This window comes from Brachybacterium paraconglomeratum, assembly GCF_003994255.1.
Lineage (GTDB): Bacteria > Actinomycetota > Actinomycetes > Actinomycetales > Dermabacteraceae > Brachybacterium > Brachybacterium conglomeratum.
This window is the reverse complement of sequence record NZ_ML133852.1, coordinates 274,345-291,439: the sequence shown is the minus strand read 5'-3', so window position 1 is coordinate 291,439 and position 17,095 is coordinate 274,345. Positions and strand designations below refer to the sequence as shown.

The following is a 17,095-nucleotide window of genomic DNA, read 5'->3' as shown; positions in this document are numbered from 1 at the left end:
GGAGTGGCTGTCGTCTCAGGCGGCATGCGCCCGACGGCGGTGCTCAGGCGAGCGGGGGCTCGGCGGGAGCGTCCTGCTCCCGGATCTCCGCCAGCAGGGCGTCGACGGCGGGCAGCTCGGTCGCGAAGGGGTCCATGACCTGCACCGGCATCGCGCCGCGGCGGGTGAGCCGCAGCGTGGTCCAGTCCACGACGTGGTCCACGCCGTGCTCCTGGGCGGCGGTGACCACCTGGCCGCGCAGGTGGGCGCGGGTGGTGGTCGGGGCGACGGTGCGGGCCCGCTCGATCCGCTCCTCGGGCAGGATCGCCGGAGCGAGGCCCCGTCGCTGCAGCGCGAAGAACACGCCGCGGGCGGGGTCGATGTCGTGATAGGCGAGGTCGAGCCGTTCGATCGCCGGGTCCTCGAGGTCGATGCCGCGACGCTCCCTCACCTGGGTGAACAGCCGCTCCTTGATCGCCCAGTCGAGGTTCTGCCCCGCCCAGGTCCGGTCCCCCGTGCGCACCGCATCCAGGGCCTTCTGCCAGCTCTCGAGCACCTCGGTCTCCTCCCCTTCGGCGAGGTCGACGACATGGTCGAGCCAGCGCTGCTGCACCTCGAGCGCGGTGGTCGTGCCGCCGCCGGCGGTGGGCAGCGGTGCGGCGCCGGTGAGGTCCCGGGCCACGGCGCGGATCGCGGCGATGTCGTCGGCCAGGCCCAGCTCGGGCAGGGCCCTGCCCGATTCGATGGCGCGCAGCACCAGGTCGGTGGTTGCGAAGCGCAGGTGGGTGGAGACCTCGCTCATGGTCGAGTCGCCGACGATGACGTGGAGGCGGCGGTACAGGTTCGCGTCCCCGTGCGGCTCGTCGCGGGTGTTGATGATGGGGCGGGTGCGGGTGGTGGCGGAGGAGACCGCCTCCCACATGTGGTCGCTGCGTCGGGAGAAGACGAACTGCGCGCCCGCCCCTGCGCCCGCCTCGCCCGGGACGGCGGGGGCGACGCCCCCGGCACCGGTGACGATCTGGCGGGTGACCAGGAAGGGCAGCAGGTAGCGGGGCAGGCGGGTGAACTCGCCGCGCCGGTCCACGAGGAAGTTCTCGTGGGAGCCGAAGGCGTTGCCGGCGGAGTCGACATTGTTCTTGAGCAGGTGGATGCGGGCGTCGTGGCCGGCCTCCGCCAGGCGCGCATCGGCCTGGGCGGTGAGCTCGGCGAAGATCCGCTCCCCCGCCCGGTCCTGGGCCACCAGGTCCCACCAGTCGTCGCACTCGGCGGTCGCGTACTCCGGGTGGGAGCCGACGTCGAGGTAGAGCCGGGCGGCGTTGCGGAGGAACACGTTCGAGGAGCGGCCCATCGCGACGACGGGCCGGAACAGCTCCCGTGCGGCCTCCTCGGGCTCGAGGGCGCGGCTGCCGTCGGCGCGCACGCACACGAGCCCGAACTCGGTCTCCAGACCTCCCACTCGGCGCTTCATCGGGTCACTGGCCGCCCTTCTGCACGAAGGAGCGCACGAAGGTCTCGGCGTTGGACTCGAGGACGGAGTCGATCTCGTCGAGCAGGTCGTCGGTGCCCTGCACGGAGGCGAAGGTCTGGCCTCCGGTCAGCGTCTCGTCGTCGGGCGCGTTCTCGTCGGGGCCGCCGCCGGGGGCGTTCAGGGACTGCTGGGACATGGCGTCCTCCTTCAGGGGTGCGGGTGGGTCAGGATGCGGTGACGGCCCGGCGCAGCGCGTCGAGCACGGTGTCGAGATCGGAGTCGGGGTCGATGCCGTGGCGGGCGCACCACTCGGCGCTGCCCAGGCGCGGGTCCGCCAGGCGCAGGCGGTGTCCGCCCGTGGGGCCCGCGACGGTGATCGCGTCCCAGCCGGCGGAGGGGACGTTCGCGCCGTGGGCGGAGATCAGCCCGCCGCGCAGGTGGGCGCGGGTGCTGGTCGGGGCGGTGGTGATCGCGGCCTCGACCTCGTCGGCGCCCACGAGGGTGCCGACGGCGCCGGCGGCGCGGAGCCTGTCGAACAGGCCCTTGCCGGGGCGGAGGTCGGAGTACTGCAGGTCGACCATGGCCAGCCGCGGATCGGCCCAGTCCAGGCCGTGCCGGGCCCGGTAGCGCTCGAGCAGGGAGAGCTTGGCGACCCATTCGACGCGGGAGGCGGCGCGCATCGGGTCCTCCGCGAGGAGGTCGAGGATGTCGCCCCAGGCGCGGAGCACCTGCGCGGTCTCCTCGTCGGCCGCATCGGCCGCGGCGGAGAGCGAATCGAGGTGGGCGCGCTGGATCTCGAGGGCGGTGAGCTCGCGGCCGTCCGCGAGCGGGACCGTCGCCCGCAGGCTCGGGTCGTGGCTGATCGTGCGCACGGCGGCGACCGGGTCGGCCAGCGCCAGGTCCGGCAGGATCCGCCGCCCGGTGCGATGCTCCGCCTCGAGCGCTGCGAGGACGAGGGAGGTGGTGCCGAGCTTGAGGAAGGTGGACTCCTCGAGCAGGTTCGCGTCCCCGATGATCACGTGGAGGCGGCGGAAGCGGCCCGGGTCCGAGTGCGGCTCGTCGCGGGTGTTGACGATCGGGCGGTTCAGGGTGGTCTCGAGCCCGACCTCCGCCTCCATGAAGTCCGCGCGGGAGGAGAGCTGGAAGCCGGGCTCCTGCCCGCGGGTGCCGAGGCCGACGCGGCCTGCACCGACCAGCACCTGCCGGGTGGCGAAGAAGGGCAGCAGCGCCTCGACGATCCGTTCGAAGGGCACGTCCCGGTCCACGAGGTAGTTCTCGTGGGTGCCGTAGGAGGCGCCCTTGCCGTCGGTGTTGTTCTTGTACAGGGCGACCTCGGGGATCCCCTCGGCGCCGGCGAGGATGCCCATCGCCCGGCGGGCGATCTCCTCCCCTGCGCGGTCCACGACGACGGCCTCGCGGGCGCGCAGGACCTCCGGGGCGGAGTACTCGGGATGGGCGTGGTCGACGTACCAGCGGGCGCCGTTGCGCAGCACTGCGTTCCCGATCGAGCGCTGCGAGGCCCAGGCGAGGACCTCGGCGTCATCGCCCTCGGGTGCGACCTCCGGGCCGGTCACGGGCGCGTCGAGCTCGACGCTCGGCACGTGGGCGTCGCGCACCTCGTCGGTGAGCTGGGTGGGGTGGGCGGCGGCGCGCTGCATCTCGAAGCCGCGCGCGTCCCGCAGGGGGGTCTCGTCGCCGTAGTCCCAGCGCACGCGCCGGCCGCGCTCCCCCTCGGCGGGGTCGAGCAGGGCGTAGGCGCCGACGACGAGATGGGACAGCAGGATCGAGCTGCCGGCGCCGGCGCGGGCGCGGTCCTCGACGTCGGCGTGCAGCACGCCGAACTCGGTCTCGATGCCCATCACCCGCTCGGTGGTGAGGGCGGGCCGGTTCTGCTCGGTCACGCGGAGACCTCCTCGGCGGTGGCGGCGGCGTCCTCGGGCCGGCTGCGGTCCTGCAGCGGGACCACGGCCTCGACCCGGCGGCGGGAGCGGCCGGGCAGTCCGGTCACCCGCGCCCAGTCCTCGGCGTGGGCGGCCGAGGGCATGTCCTCGTTCTCCGCGAACTCGACCCGGATCGCCTCGGTCAGGTGCTCGGAGCCGACGCCGGGCTCGCCCGTGGCGATCTGGTCCTTCACGGCGAGCTTCTTCGCCCGGTCCACGATGTTGCGCAGCGTCGCCCCGGAGACGAAGTCGCGGAAGTGGAGGGTGTCGTGGCCGCCGTCGGCGTACTCCACGCGCACGTAGGCGGTGGCGGGGCCGTCGGCATAGATCTCGCGCACGGCGAGGTCCAGCAGCGACTCGCGGTCCTCCCGCACGGGCACGTCCTCGCCGAGGTACAGGCCGAGGATCTCCCGTCCGGCGCGGGCGTTCGGGCGGCGCACCCGGATCTTCACGTCCAGGCGGCCGGGCCGCAGGATCGCCGGGTCGATCATGTCCTCGCGGTTCGAGGCGCCGATGACGATCACGTTGTCCAGGCCCTCGACGCCGTCGATCTCGGCGAGCAGCTGGGGCACGATCGTGGTCTCGACGTCGCTGGACATGCCGGTGCCGCGGGTGCGGAACAGCGCCTCCATCTCGTCGAAGAAGATCACCACGGGGTGGTCGGCGGCGGCCTTCTCCCGCGCCCGCTCGAACACCAGGCGGATCGACCGCTCGGTCTCGCCGACGTACTTGTTCAGCAGCTCGGGGCCCTTGACGTTGAGGAAGGCGGAGTTCGCCAGCGCGTCCTCCACGCTCACCCCGCGCACCTCGGCGCTGCGCAGCACGAGCTCGTGCGCGACGGCCTTCGCGATCATGGTCTTGCCGCAGCCGGGCGGGCCGTAGAGCAGCACGCCCTGCGGGGGCCGCAGCCCGTAGGTGCGGTAGAGGTCCTGCTGCAGGAAGGGCAGCTCGACCGCGTCGCGGATCGCCTCGATCTGCTCGCCGAGCCCGCCGATCTCGCCGAAGGACACCTCCGGCACCTGCTCGAGCACGAGGTCGGTGATCTCGGCGCGGTCGATCCGCTCGAGCACGAGCTGGCTGCGCAGGTCAACGAGCACGTGGTCGCCGGGGTGGAGGGTCTCCTCGGTCAGCGCGCCGGCCCGGCGCAGCACGCGGGTGTCGTCGGGCGCGACCGCGACGAGGACGCGCGAGTCGGCGAGGGCCTCGACGACGGGCACGACGTTGCCGGAGTCGCCCTGCGGCACCGCCTCGACCGCGGCGAGGGCCTCGTTCAGGCGCAGCTCGGTGCCGGGGGCGAGGGCGTCGAGGTCGAGGCTCGCGGCGGTCGCGACGCGCAGTCGTCGGCCGTTGTGGAGCACGTCGATGGTGGTGCCCTCGCAGCGGCGCAGGAAGGTGGCGTAGGAGTTCGGCGGGTCCCCCACCCGCTCGAGGTCGTTCTTGAGCTCGACGATCTGGGCGCGGGCGGAGCGCAGCCCGCTGACCAGTCGCTCGTTGTGGGCGGCGAGCTTCTCGAGCTCGGCGGTCATCTCCGCGTAGGTCTTCATCGTCGTCTCCTCCCCGTGGGGCGGGTTCCTCGGTGGTCTGTGATGGTGCCGCTCAGCGGTCCCGGCCCTGGCGGATGTCGCGCAGGGCGCGCTTGAGCTTGCGGGGTGCGACGCCGCGCTCGCCGACGTCCTGGGCGGTCCACTCGCCCGAGCCGCCGCCGAAGCCCTCGTTGTCGGGGTGGTTCAGCTCCTCCTCGTCGCGGGAGCCGGGCGCGGGCCGGGTCGCGCGGCGCAGCGCCTCGGTGCCGTGCGCGGTGCGGCGGGCGGTGAGCAGGAAGCCTGTGTGCGCGTTCATGCGGTGCTCGGGGCGCACGGCGAGCCCCTCGAGGTGCCAGGGACGCACGAAGGACTCCCAGGCATGGGGCTCGGTGAACTCGCCGTGGTCGCGCAGCGCCTCCGCGGTGCGGGAGAGCTGGGTGACGGTGGCGACGTAGGTGAGGAACACGCCGCCGGAGACGAGCACGTCCGCGGCGGCCTCCACGCACTCCCAGGGGGCGAGCATGTCCAGGACCACACGGTCCACCGCGGCGGTGCCGAGGGTGGGGGCGACGTCCTGGAAGTCGCCGACGGTGAGGTCCCAGCGCGGGTGCAGCGCCTCCTCCTCGAGCCCGAAGAAGGTGCCGACGTTCTCGCGGGCGACCTCGGCGAAGTCCTCGCGACGCTCGATGGAGTGGACGGAGCCCCCCGGGCCGACGGCGCGCAGCAGCGCGGTGGTCAGCCCTCCCGAGCCGACGCCGGCCTCGAGCACGCGCGCCCCGGGGAAGATGTCGCCCCACATGAGGATCTGCGCGGAGTCCTTGGGGTAGATGATCGCGGCGCCGCGCGGCATGGCGAGCATGTAGTCGGCGTACAGGGGCCGCAGCGCCTGGTAGCGGATGCCGTGGCTGTTCTCGACGACGGTGCCGTCCTCGGCGCCGATCAGCTGGTCGTGGTGGAGCACGCCGCGGTGGGAGTGGAACTGCCCGCCCGGCTTCAGGGTGATGGTGTGCAGGCGGTTCTTGGAGTCCGCGAGCTGGACCTTGTCGCCGAGGGCGAAGGGTCCGGTGCGGTCGAGGCCGCGACGGGGCGCGCGGGGCGCGGGGCCCGACGCCGTGTCGTCGGCGGCGGGCGGCGGCTGAGAAGTCATGCTCTCCAGCATAGGGCCGGACCAGCGCGGTGACCGGGCCTGTTCACCGTCCGCGCAGGAGCGTGTTCACGTCGGCGCTGAGGATCACGCCCCGGGGCCGCCCGTCGGGGTCGACCACGAGGTAGACCGGCGCGGGGCGCGCGAGCATCGCGGAGACCAGCTCCTCGCCGCCGAGGCCCGTGCGCAGCGCGACCACGTCCCCGACGGGCTCGGCGACGGCGGAGGCGGGGACCTGCTCGCGGTGCTCGGGCGGGACCGCGGCGACCGCCTCGGGCTGGAGGCGCAGCGCCCGGCCGACGGTGCCGGGGCGCGGGGAGGCGGGATCCAGCAGCAGCACCTGCTCCGCCCCCGGCCCGTCGGGCAGGCCGGCGAGCGGGGTGTGCGGGGCGAGCAGGCGCACCGGGCGGGCGAGCGCGGCGGCGTCGAGCGCCCCCACCCGCTCCTGGACGCGCGCCTCCTCCAGGGCGCGGCTCGCCCCCTGCCAGAGCAGGCCCGCGATGAGCAGCGCCCAGACCAGGGTGAGCAGGGAGAACCCGCCCGCCCCGCCGAGGCGCACGATCCGCGACAGCGGCAGCACCACCACGCCGACGGCGATGGCCCGTCCGATCCAGGCGGTGATCCGGGTGCCGAGGACCGGACGGCGCAGGACCGCGCCGAGCAGGGACTCCAGCGCCCGCCCGCCGTCCATCGGCAGGCCGGGGAGCAGGTTGAACAGGGCGAGGACCACGTTCAGCCAGGTCGCGAAGGAGGCGGCGACCGAGAGCACCGAGCCCTGTGCCGCGATCGCGGCCAGGGCGCCGGTCGCCGCGGCGAGCAGGCCGTTGCTCGCGGGACCGGCGAGGGAGACCAGCATGGACCCGATCGCGGGCATCCGCTCGGCCCGGTACTGCGTGTGCCCGCCCCACAGGGTCAGCGCGATGTGGTCGACCCTCGCCCCGAAGGCGCGGGCGACGAGCGCATGGGCGAGCTCGTGGACCAGCACGGAGAGGATGAGGAACAGACCCAGGCCGAGGGCGACGAGCGCGCTCCGCCCGACGGAGAGGCCCGGGCCCTGCAGGGAGGGGAACATCAGCACGGCCACCAGCAGCACCGTGACGAGGGTGGCCGGGCTGACCTGGAGCGGCGGCAGCGCGCCGATCCTCAGCATCGTCCGTGGCATGGGGCCTCCTCGATCGCGGGGCGGCTCCCCGGGGCAGGGCGAGGATAGTCCCTGCTCCTGCGTCCCGGCTCAGGACGGGCCGGCCCCGGCACGAGAGGCCGACGAGCCTATGATGGAGTGATGAGTCGAATCGCCATCACGGCCTTCAGCGGGTGGAACGACGCCGGCGAGGCGGCCACCGGGGTGATCGAGCATCTCCTCGAGGTGTGGCCCTCGCGGCCCGTCGGCGCGGTCGATGCCGAGGAGTTCATCGACTTCCAGGTCAACCGGCCCGAGATCCGCACCACCGAGGAGGGGCTGCGGGTCGTGGACTGGCCCGACACCCGCCTGCACCTGATCACCCCGCCGCGGGGGCCGGAGATCGTCGCGGTGCTCGGACCGGAGCCGTCGCTGCGCTGGAAGAGGTTCTGCGACGAGGTGCTCGAGCAGCTGCAGGCGCTCGACGTCTCCTCGGTGGTGTCCCTCGGCGCGCTGCTCGCCGACTCCCCGCACAGCCGTCCCCTGCCGGTCTCCTCGCAGGTCGAGCCGGTGCCCGCGCAGCGGGTCGAGGACTCCGAGCAGTACTCGGGGCCCATCGGGGTGCCGACGATCCTCGCCCGCCGCACCGCGAGCGCGGGGCTGAGGACGACGAGCATCTGGGTGCAGGTCCCCCACTACGTCTCCCAGAACTCCTCCCCGAAGGCGGTGCTGGGACTCGTGCGCGAGGTGCAGGAGCTGATCAGCGCGCCGATCCCGGTCGGCGAGCTGGTGGAGGACGCCGAGGCGTGGGAGCGCGGGGTGGACGAGCTGGCCCGCACCGACGAGGACGTCGCCGAGTACGTGCGGCGCCTCGAGCAGGCGCAGGACGCGGCCGAGCTGCCCGAGGCGAGCGGTGACGCGATCGCGAAGGAGTTCGAGCAGTTCCTGCGGCGCCGCCGCGAGACTGACTGAGCCTCCCGCCCCGCCGGCTCAGCCGGCCAGCGTGATCCCGAACAGGGCGTCGACCGCGGCGGCCACATCGCCCGGGGCGTCCGCGGGCAGCTCGCGGCCCGCGGTCCCCGGGAGCTCGTCGCCCGCGGCCCAGGCATCGAGCGCAGTGAGCGCCGCGGGGGTGTCGAGGTCGTCGCGCAGCGCGGCGCGGAGCGCCTCGACGACGTCGGGGCCCAGTTCGCGGCGGTGGGCGGCGGCGCGATAGGCCTCCAGGCGCTGCTGCGCGACCTCGAGCTCCGCGTCAGACCACTCCCAGTCGCTGCGGTAATGGTGCGCCATGAGCACCAGGCGGATCGCCATCGGGTCGACGCCGTCGCGGACGAGGCGGTGGACGAAGACGAGGTTGCCGAGCGACTTGCTCATCTTCTCGCCCTCGTGGGCGACCATCCCGGCATGCGCGTAGGAGGTCGCGAAGGGACGGCCGAGGCCGACCGCATGGGCGGCGCTCAGGTCGTGATGGGGGAAGACGAGGTCGCTGCCGCCGGCCTGGATGTCGAAGGGCAGGCCAAGGCCCTCCTCGGCGATGGAGACGCACTCCACGTGCCAGCCGGGGCGGCCCCGGCCGAGGGCGCCGCCGTCCCAGGCCGGCTCCCCCTCGCGCTCGGCGCGCCACAGCAGCGGGTCGAAGCGGCCCCGCTTGCCCTCGCGGTCGGGGTCCCCGCCCCGGTCGGCGAAGACCTCGAGCATCTGCTCCTCGGTCCAGCCGGAGACGTCTCCGAGGGCTCCGTCGAGGGAGAGGTCGTGGTACCAGTCGTCGCCCTCGGCATCGGGGGTCGGCACCTGGTAGGCGCGGCCCCGCTCGCGCAGGGTGTCGACGGTGGCGATGATCTCGTCCATCGCCTCGCTCACGGAGCGGTAGGTCTCCGGCGCGATGATGCGCAGCGCCGCCATGTCCTCGCTGAACAGCGCGACCTGGGACTCGGCCAGCTCGCGCCAGTCGACCCCGTCGCGGTCGGCGCGCTCCAGCAGCGGGTCGTCGACGTCGGTGATGTTCTGGGCGGTGGTGACCTGGAGGCCGGAGTCCACGAGCGCACGACGCATGAGGTCGGCCGCGTGATAGGTCGCCGCATGGCCCAGGTGGGTCGAGTCGTACGGGGTGATCCCGCAGACGTAGAGGCGGGCGTGTCCCGGCACGAGCGGCGTCACGGGGGCGATGCGCCCGGTGCGGGTGTCGAACAGCCGCAGCGGCGTCGTGGAGGCGGGCAGCGGGGTCAGCTCAGGGGTGGTCCAGGATTGCACCACTCGATCATACGGTCGACGTCCTCGAGGTGGGATCAGGCGCCGCCCAGCGGGTCGATCACGCCGAACCAGAGCAGACCCAGCAGGGCCACGCCTGCGACGATGCGGTAGATCACGAAGATCAGGTAGGAGCGGTTCTCGATCAGCCGCATGAACCACACGATCACCGCGTAGCCGACGCCGAAGGCGACGAGGGTCGAGATCACGATCGCGGCCAGCGAGGGCTCCCCCGCGGCGGCCGCGGCGGCGCGCCCGTCGGCCGTGAAGAGCACCGGGACCTCCTTGGCGGCCTTGTAGAGGCCGGAGGCGAACACGGCGGGGACCGCGAGCAGGAAGGCATAGCGGGCGGCGGCCTTGCGGGAGTAGCCCATGAGAAGCCCCGCGGTGATCGTGCCGCCGGAGCGGGAGACGCCGGGGATCAGCGCGAGGGCCTGGGCGAGGCCGAAGAGGATGCCGTCGCGCACCGTGAGCTGATCGAGCTCCTTGCGGTGCGGGGCGATCCTGTCGGCCAGCCCCAGCAGCAGGCCGAAGAGGATCAGCATCGAGGCGGTGATGTACAGGTTCCGCAGGCTGTGGTCGATCTGGTCCTCGAAGAGGAGCCCGAGCACGCCGATCGGGATCGAGCCGAGGATCACCAGCCAGCCCATCCGCACGTCGGGATCCGAGTGCGGGACCTTCCCGGCCAGGGCCTTGAACCACTTGCCGATGATCCGGGTGATGTCGTTCCAGAAGTAGATCAGCACCGCGGTCTCGGTGCCGAGCTGGATGATCGCGGTGAACGCGGCGCCGGGGTCCTCCCCCGGGTTCATGAGCTCCCCGACCACGCGCACGTGGGCGCTGGAGGAGACGGGGAGGAACTCGGTCAGCGCCTGGACCAGGCCCAGGATCACCGCCTCGATGAAGGACATGGACTCTCCTCGATGGACTCGCGCTCGGGGTCGCCGCGGACGGCGTCGTGGTCGCGGCAGCGCCGCGATCGACCCCGCACAGCGTACGCGGCGCTGATGAGGTGAAGACTGCATGGAGGTCCGGCGGACGAGGTCGGACCGTCCGCCGGGAGGGGGCGCCCGGCCCGGCCGGAGCCTCAGCCGAGCGCGACCTCAGCGGTCCTCGTCGTCGTCCTCGTAGTCCTCGTCGTCATCATCGTCGTAGTCGTCGTCGTCCTCGAAGTCGTCGAGATCGTCGAAGTCGTCGTCCTCATCGTCCTCGTCGTCATCGTCCCCGTCGAAGACGATCAGCGGGGTGGCGATGTCGTACGCGTCGAAGAGGGCGTCGTCGTAGGTGTCGAAGGCCGTGGAGAGCTGCTCGGTGGCGGCGTCCAGGGCCGGGTCGTCGTCACCGCGGGAGGCGGCGGCCGCCTCGTAGTGACGCTCGAGGGCGGCGATCAGCGCAGCGAGAGCGGAGCGAGGATCCGTGTTCATGGTTGGACCGTACATCGTCCGAGGGCACAATGGACAGGGGAGAACGGCGGGCCGTCCCCGGGATCCCGGGCCGGGATGCGCAGGCGGCCCCCCGTACCGCAGCGACCGTGCCGCATCTCACGCCGCGACGGCCCCGTCGCAGGTCATCGCGCTCAGGAGGAACTGTTGATCCGACCCCGCACCCCGCTCACCGCAGAGGTCCAGCACGTGAGCGATCCCCGTGGCCGTCGCGACCTGCCCGTGGAGCGCGGGCGCCGGCTCGAGGACTACGAGTACCAGATCATCACCGTCCCCCGCGGCAGCTCGATCGGCCAGGTCCGCGCCGAGCTCGCCGAGCAGGCGGAGTACGGGCGCTGGGAGCATGCGCGCACCCGCCTGTACATGGGCGGCGGGAAGAAGGTCTGGATGCGGCGGCGGATCATCCGGGTGCAGTCCACGCTGTAGAGCAGCCTCCGGGCGGCGTCCGCCCGTCGTCCACATCGCTCGCGCCGGCCGGGCGCGGACAGTGCGGATCTGGTGGGATGGGCCCGTGCCCGTCTCCTCCCCGCTCCTGCTCGCCGTGCTGCTGGTGGTCTACCTGCCGCCGGCGGCGGTGCTCGCCTGGCACGACGGCACCTCGCACCGTCTCCCGAACTGCTGGGTCGCCGGGCTCACCGGCGGGGTCGGCCTCGCCCTCGGCGTGCTCGCGCTGCTGGTCCCCTCGCTGCGTCCCGCCCTGTCCTCGGCGGTGATCCTCGCCCTGGTGCTCGGGGCCGGCGCCATCCTCCTGGGGCTCCTCGCCCCGTCGCTGCTGGGGATGGGGGATGCGAAGACGGTGCCGGTGGTGGTGCTGATGTCGTCGGCGCTCGGCGGGGAGGTGCTCCTGGCGGGGCTGCTCGCAGGGATGCTCCTGGCGGGGGTGCTGGGCGGCGTGGTCCTGCTCGCGACCCGGCGTGCGGGGGCGCGCTTCGCCGTCGGTCCGGTGCTGCTGGCCGTCCCGTTCCTGGGACTGCTGGGCGCTCCCCTGGTCGCCGGGGCGCTCGGCACCGCCTGAGCGGCAGCACCTGGACGGCAGCGCTCGGACGGCACCGCCTGGGCGGTGGCGGGCGGGCCCCGCTCAGCGGCCGCGCCGGCGCTGCCGGGCGACCTCGTAGAGGGCGAGGGACCCGGCCACGGAGGCGTTCAGCGACGAGGCGCTGCCGCTCATCGGGATCTCCGCGATCGCGTCGCAGGCCTCCCGCCACCCGGCGCTCATCCCCACGGTCTCGTTGCCGACGACCAGCAGCGTCGGACCGGTCAGGTCGACGTCCGCGACCTCGTGACCGCCTGCCTCGTCCAGCCCCAGCACCGTCCACGGCTCCCCCGCGGGCCGACGACCCTCCACCCACTCGAGCACCTCGCGGTGCGAGGGCACGCGCAGGACGGGCACGGCGAAGACCGAGCCGGTGCTCGCCCGGATCGCGGCGGGATCCCAGGGATCGGCGGCGTGGCCGGTGACCACGAGCCCCGCGCCGCCGAGCGCGTCGACGGAGCGGGCGAGGGAACCGATGTTCCCCGGCCCCGTCGGCCGGTCGAAGACGACCACGGTCGAGCGCGGCCCGGCATCGAGGCGGGAGAGGTCGTCCGCGGGCATCGCGGCGACGGCCAGCAGCTCGGGGGCCCCGTCCTCCTTCTCCCCCAGCTCGGCCATCAGCTCGGGGGCGAGGTGGACGACGGGCGCCGGCGAGGACTCGAGCAGCTCGCGCGCCCAGCGGGAGGGGTTCTCCCTCGAGTCGGTCAGCAGCGCGCGGATCTCGTGGCCGTGGTCGATCGCCTGGGTGATCGGGCGGACACCCTGGACCAGCATCTCCCCGGCCCGGCTGCGCTTGGTGCGGTTGGTCAGCAGGGCCTGCCACTGCTGGAACTGCGCGTTGCGGCGCTCGATGCGGCGCGCGGTGCGGCGGGGGTCGCGAGGGCTCATGCCCCGGCCCCGTCGTAGCCGAGCTGGCGCCAGGCCTCGTAGACGGCGATCGAGACCGAGTTGGCGAGGTTCAGGGAGCGGCGGGCCGGGAGCATCGGGATCCGCACCCGGGAGGTGATGCGCGGATGGGCCATGACCTCCTCCGGAAGCCCGGTCGGCTCGGTGCCGAAGAGCAGCACGTCCTCCCGCCGGTACTGGACCTGTCCGAAGGCGGTCTCGGTGCGCGCGGTGAAGGCGAAGACCCGCGCGTCGGGCACCGCGGCGAGGGCGGTCTCGAGATCTTGGTGGATGCTCACCTCGGCGAGGTCGTGGTAGTCCAGTCCTGCTCGGCGCAGCTTCGCGTCCTCGAGGTCGAAGCCGAGCGGCTCGATGAGGTGGAGGCGGGCGCCGGTGACGGCCGCGAGACGGATCGCGTTGCCGGTGTTCCCGGCGATCGCCGGCTCGTGGAGGAAGACGTGGACCATGAGGAGGATTCTCCCACGCACCGTCCCCGTCCCCTCACCAGTGCGCGGCCTGCCGGATCCCGGCGTCGCGCAGCGCCTCCCACCACTGCCCGTCGCGCAGCAGCTGCGTCTCCCGCTCCCTCACCGCAGGGACCCCGGCGCCCGCTGCGGAGGGATGCATGACGAGCTCGGAGGTCCCCGGCGGGAGCAGTGCGAGCCCGCTCGTGAGCGACGTGCGCAGCGCGTCGACGGAGGGCGCGGTGCCGTGGTGGGAGAGCAGCGCGGCGGGCAGGGGCACGCCGAGGGCGTCGGCGAGGTGCACGGCGGCGGAGTGGACCCCGCGGGCCGCGACGGGGAGGGCGTCCGTGCCCGGGAAGGGGTCCATGCTCCGCGGCAGGCGGAAGCCGAGTCCGTGCCGGGCGCACCAGCGCAGCGTCGCCTCCAGCAGCGCGCCCGACCGCAGGCTGTACAGCGCCGTGGTGTGGAAGTCTGCCGCGCCGGGCTCCAGGCCCCGCCCCCGCATCCAGGCGAGCTGGGCGTCGAACTCCTCGACCGCCTCGTCGAGGTCGAGCTCCCGGGCGAGGCGTCGCGGGTCCGTGGTCATCGCGCCGCCCCGCTCCCGCAGGCTCGCTCCGTCGGACAGCGGCCGCCACGGGGGCAGGTCCGCCTCGCCCATGAGGGCCAGGTGCAGACGGGGCGTGAGGCCCGCATCGCGCAGCCGTGCCGCGGCGCGCGGCGACTCCTCGGTCACGGTGAGCAGCGTCGCCGCGCTGATCAGCCCCTCCTGTCCGAGGGCGATGATCACCGCGGTGCCGGCGGGGTCGCGTCCGAGGTCGTCGGCGGTGACGACCAGGCGCCGCTCGTGCTCCTCGGCCCTCATGCACGCCGCCCGGTCCGCACGGCGACGTCCGCGGACGCCTCGGCGGCGCTCCGCTCCGGCGAGGGGACTCTGACCAGGTGCGCCGAGAGAGCGCCGAGGGCGCAGAGCAGGAAGGGATAGACGCGGAAGGCCTGGCCCGGGTCAGTACCGGGGCTGTCCCCGGAGTGATACCCGAAGAAGGTGCCCAGAGAGGCGAGGGCGAGGCCGCTCACCGCGCCGCTGAGGCGTCCGAGGGCACCGGTCACCGAGAGGAACAGGCCCTCGCGGTGCAGGCCGTGCACCGCCGCGTCCCGGTCCACGACGCGGGCGACGACGAGGTCGTTGGTGGCGAGCAGCCCGGCCCAGCCGATCCCGAGCACCGCTCCGGCCAGCAGCGCGGTGGTGAGATCGCGGGCGAGGTACAGCAGGGCGAAGGAGCCGGTCAGGGCCCAGAAGGCGAGGCGCCAGGTGCGCAGCGCACCGAGCCTGCGCACTGCCGCGAGCCAGGCGAACAGCGCTGCCGCGCAGGTCAGCAGCACCACGCCCTGGACGAGGAAGGCGGTCGCGACGGGCAGGCCGAGGGTGTGGCGGACGTACAGCTGCACCCCGGAGAGCACGATCGCGACCGCGCTGCCGTAGCAGAGGCTGGGCAGCGCCACCATCCACAGCAGCGGGGTGCGGAGGATCTGGGCGAGGGAGGGAAGCAGACGCGGCCGCTCCTCCTGCCGGCGGTTCGGCTCCTCGTGCGCGCCGAGCGCCATCACCACGATCGCGGCCACGGCGATCACGGCGTACAGCGCCGCGGTGCGGGAGAAGCCGCCCACCTCCTCCTCGGAGCCGAGCAGCGAGGTGGTCAGGACCGGGGTGAGGGCGAGCGAGATGACCATCGCCACCAGCTGGAACCCCTGGCGCAGCACGTTCGCCAGCGCGCGGCGCCGCTCCTCGGGGAACAGCTCGGGCAGCAGGGCGCCGTAGTTGGCGTTCAGCATCGAGTCGAAGAGCTCCGACAGGATCGCGAAGAGCGCGAACCAGGCCACCAGCCCCGGCCCGTCCAGGGAGCCCGGCGGGCTGAACAGGGCGATCATCGAGGCGGCGAGCAGGGGCGCGCCGAGCAGGAGCCAGGGGCGGCGTCTGCCGAGCCGGGTGCGGGTGCGGTCCGAGAGGTGGCCGAGGACCGGGTTGTCGATCGCGTCGATCACGGCGTAGACCGCCATCACGGCCGCGTAGGCGCGCACGTCCATGCCGAGGATGTCGACGTACAGCAGCACGATCGAGCCGCGGATCAGGTTGATCGGGATCGAGGTGCCGAACATCCCCAGCGCGTAGCGCCAGGCGGGGGTGCGCACCGGGGCGGGCGCGGGGAGCGGGACGTTCGATGACGCTGCGGCCACGGCGGCCTCCTCGACTTCGGGGCGATGCTGCCCCACTCTAGACCGGCGCCCGCTCCCCGCGCCCCGGCCCGCCTCCCGCTCAGAGGATCAGGAACAGGGCTCCGGCCATGACGAACCCGATCACGGACTCGAGGGTCTGCTGCACGGTCCAGGTGCGCAGCGTCGTGGCCACGTCCATGTTCAGCAGCCGGCCGACGAGCCAGAAGCCGGAGTCGTTCACGTGCGAGGCGAAGACGGAGCCCGCGGCGGTCGCGACGGTGATCGCGGCGATCTGTCCGGCCGAGTAGCCGGCCGCCTCCACCGCCGGCGCCATCAGGCCGGCGGCGGTGACCAGGGCGACGGTCGCCGAGCCCTGCGCCACGCGCATCACCACGGCGATCACGTAGGCCGCGAGGATCAGCGGAAGGCCCAGGTCGCTGAGCGCGCCGGAGAGCGCGTCGCCGATGCCCGAGGAGCGCAGCACGCCGCCGAACATGCCGCCCGCGCCGGTGATCAGCACGACGGAGCAGATCGGGCCGAGGGAGGAGTCCACGATCTTCTCGAGCGCGGAGCCGTTCTCGCCGCGGCGGGAGCCGAGCACCACGAGGGCGACGAGCACGGAGATCAGCAGCGCGACGGCGGAGGAGCCGAGGGTGGTGAGTACGCCGTACCAGACGGCGTTCTCGTCCACCACGCCGGCGGCGCGCAGGAAGTCGAGCCCGGTGTTGAGGAAGATCAGCGCCATCGGGAGCAGCAGCACGGCGATGACCGTGCCGACCTTCGGCGGGTTCGCGACCGGCTCGCCGTCGCCGCCGCCGAAGATCCCGCCCATGGTCTCGAGGGTGAAGGGGAACTTCCTGGCGGTCACGCGGCCCCACAGCACGCCGGTGAGGTAGAAGGTGGGGATCACGCAGACCAGGCCGATCAGGAGCACGATCCCGAGGTTCGCGCCGTACAGCTCCGTCGCGGTGACGGGTCCGGGGTGCGGCGGGACGAAGACGTGCATCGCGGAGAAGGCGACGGCCGAGGGCATGGCGTAGAGCAGCACGGGGCCGCCGAGCCGTGCGGCGACCGCGAAGACGATCGGGAGCATGACCACGAGCCCGGCGTCGAAGAACATGGGGAAGCCCATGAGCAGGGAGGCGACGCCGAGGGCGAGCGGTGCCCGCTTCTCGCCGAACATGCGGATCATCGTCTCGGCCAGCACGGTCGCGCCGCCGGAGTGCTCGATGAGCTTGCCGAGCATCGCGCCGAGTCCGACGAGCAGGGCGACGCTGGCGAGGGTGCCGCCGAAGCCGTCCAGCATCACGTCCACGATCGAACCGGAGGGGATGCCGGTCGCGAACGCCGTCAGCAGGCTGACCAGGACCAGGGTGAGGAAGGCGTGGAGCTTGAACCGGATGACGAGGACGAGGATGAGCGCGATGGCGCCGGCCGCGATCGCGAGCAGCGGCGCGGCCCCGAGCGTCTGGGACCAGCCTTCGATCTCCATGAGGTTCTCCTTGGGGGGAAGGGACGGAGGGACGCCGCGCGGGGCGGGGTCCTGGGAACGCGGTCGGGCTGCGGGCCGGCGCCGACGCCGGACGGGGCAGCCGCCGACTGCTCATCCTGTCAGACAGGTCGCCTCGCCGCCCGGGAC

The 17,095-nt window shown here is 73.6% G+C and carries 17 protein-coding genes; 3 read left to right on the top strand and 14 right to left on the bottom strand.

From position 1 onward, the window contains the following. Positions 1 to 43: 43 nt before the first annotated feature. Genes pafA through DS079_RS05430 form a run of 6 tightly spaced genes read right to left on the bottom strand, consistent with a single transcriptional unit; the run spans position 44 to position 7,216 of the window. A complete protein-coding gene (gene pafA, locus DS079_RS05455; RefSeq protein ID WP_126985521.1) occupies positions 44 to 1,447 on the bottom strand; it encodes a Pup--protein ligase in 1,404 nt (467 codons plus the stop codon). Between the two features lie 4 nt (positions 1,448 to 1,451). Beyond that, entirely contained in the window at positions 1,452 to 1,643 is a 192-nt protein-coding gene (locus DS079_RS05450; protein WP_010551593.1) for a ubiquitin-like protein Pup, read from the bottom strand. 28 nt (positions 1,644 to 1,671) lie between these two features. Then, a complete protein-coding gene (dop, locus tag DS079_RS05445) occupies positions 1,672 to 3,306 on the bottom strand; it encodes a depupylase/deamidase Dop (RefSeq protein ID WP_126985715.1) in 1,635 nt (544 codons plus the stop codon). Between the two features lie 38 nt (positions 3,307 to 3,344). Then, complete coding sequence (arc, locus tag DS079_RS05440; RefSeq protein ID WP_126985519.1) at positions 3,345 to 4,931, bottom strand: proteasome ATPase; 1,587 nt, start codon at positions 4,929 to 4,931, stop codon at positions 3,345 to 3,347. A gap of 52 nt (positions 4,932 to 4,983) precedes the next feature. Next, positions 4,984 to 6,057, bottom strand: coding sequence for a tRNA (adenine-N1)-methyltransferase (locus DS079_RS05435; RefSeq protein ID WP_010551596.1), 1,074 nt, complete (start codon positions 6,055 to 6,057; stop codon positions 4,984 to 4,986). A gap of 43 nt (positions 6,058 to 6,100) precedes the next feature. Continuing rightward, positions 6,101 to 7,216, bottom strand: a complete 1,116-nt coding sequence (locus DS079_RS05430) for a site-2 protease family protein (protein WP_241237560.1) — start codon at positions 7,214 to 7,216, stop codon at positions 6,101 to 6,103. Positions 7,217 to 7,336: 120 nt separating this feature from the next. Between DS079_RS05430 and DS079_RS05425 the strand changes: the two genes are divergently transcribed. Then, a complete protein-coding gene (locus tag DS079_RS05425; protein WP_126985517.1) occupies positions 7,337 to 8,146 on the top strand; it encodes a PAC2 family protein in 810 nt (269 codons plus the stop codon). 18 nt (positions 8,147 to 8,164) lie between these two features. Here the strand turns inward: DS079_RS05425 and mshC are convergent, their stop codons facing one another. The 3 genes from mshC to DS079_RS05410 all read right to left on the bottom strand — a co-directional run bounded on the left by mshC (position 8,165) and on the right by DS079_RS05410 (position 10,845). Continuing rightward, positions 8,165 to 9,424 (bottom strand): cysteine--1-D-myo-inosityl 2-amino-2-deoxy-alpha-D-glucopyranoside ligase, encoded by a 1,260-nt coding sequence (gene mshC, locus DS079_RS05420; RefSeq protein WP_126985515.1) that lies wholly within the window; start codon positions 9,422 to 9,424, stop codon positions 8,165 to 8,167. 35 nt (positions 9,425 to 9,459) lie between these two features. Then, entirely contained in the window at positions 9,460 to 10,332 is an 873-nt protein-coding gene (locus tag DS079_RS05415) for an undecaprenyl-diphosphate phosphatase (RefSeq protein ID WP_126985513.1), read from the bottom strand. A 192-nt stretch (positions 10,333 to 10,524) separates the two neighbouring features. After that, positions 10,525 to 10,845 carry a hypothetical protein gene (locus DS079_RS05410; protein WP_010551601.1) on the bottom strand — a complete coding sequence of 107 codons (321 nt, stop codon included), beginning with the start codon at positions 10,843 to 10,845 and terminating at the stop codon, positions 10,525 to 10,527. 165 nt (positions 10,846 to 11,010) lie between these two features. Between DS079_RS05410 and DS079_RS05405 the strand changes: the two genes are divergently transcribed. After that, a complete protein-coding gene (locus DS079_RS05405) occupies positions 11,011 to 11,289 on the top strand; it encodes a DUF5703 family protein (RefSeq protein WP_010551602.1) in 279 nt (92 codons plus the stop codon). A gap of 85 nt (positions 11,290 to 11,374) precedes the next feature. Then, positions 11,375 to 11,878 carry a hypothetical protein gene (locus DS079_RS05400; protein WP_126985511.1) on the top strand — a complete coding sequence of 168 codons (504 nt, stop codon included), beginning with the start codon at positions 11,375 to 11,377 and terminating at the stop codon, positions 11,876 to 11,878. A 63-nt stretch (positions 11,879 to 11,941) separates the two neighbouring features. Here DS079_RS05400 and DS079_RS05395 read toward each other — a convergent pair whose 3' ends face one another. The 5 genes from DS079_RS05395 to DS079_RS05375 all read right to left on the bottom strand — a co-directional run bounded on the left by DS079_RS05395 (position 11,942) and on the right by DS079_RS05375 (position 16,942). Further along, positions 11,942 to 12,784 carry an RNA methyltransferase gene (locus DS079_RS05395; protein WP_126985509.1) on the bottom strand — a complete coding sequence of 281 codons (843 nt, stop codon included), beginning with the start codon at positions 12,782 to 12,784 and terminating at the stop codon, positions 11,942 to 11,944. After that, the gene (locus DS079_RS05390) at positions 12,781 to 13,248 is read right to left on the bottom strand and encodes a tRNA (cytidine(34)-2'-O)-methyltransferase (RefSeq protein ID WP_126985507.1); all 468 of its coding nucleotides are present in this window, start codon (positions 13,246 to 13,248) and stop codon (positions 12,781 to 12,783) included. Before DS079_RS05390 ends, DS079_RS05395 begins: the two co-directional genes overlap by 4 nt. Before the next feature lie 34 nt (positions 13,249 to 13,282). Further along, the gene (locus DS079_RS05385; protein ID WP_053915735.1) at positions 13,283 to 14,107 is read right to left on the bottom strand and encodes a ChbG/HpnK family deacetylase; all 825 of its coding nucleotides are present in this window, start codon (positions 14,105 to 14,107) and stop codon (positions 13,283 to 13,285) included. Beyond that, the gene (locus DS079_RS05380; RefSeq protein ID WP_241237559.1) at positions 14,104 to 15,477 is read right to left on the bottom strand and encodes an MFS transporter; all 1,374 of its coding nucleotides are present in this window, start codon (positions 15,475 to 15,477) and stop codon (positions 14,104 to 14,106) included. The genes DS079_RS05385 and DS079_RS05380 overlap by 4 nt, the downstream gene beginning before the upstream one ends. A 79-nt stretch (positions 15,478 to 15,556) precedes the next feature. Continuing rightward, positions 15,557 to 16,942 (bottom strand): GntP family permease, encoded by a 1,386-nt coding sequence (locus tag DS079_RS05375; protein ID WP_164736131.1) that lies wholly within the window; start codon positions 16,940 to 16,942, stop codon positions 15,557 to 15,559. Positions 16,943 to 17,095 lie beyond the last annotated feature (153 nt).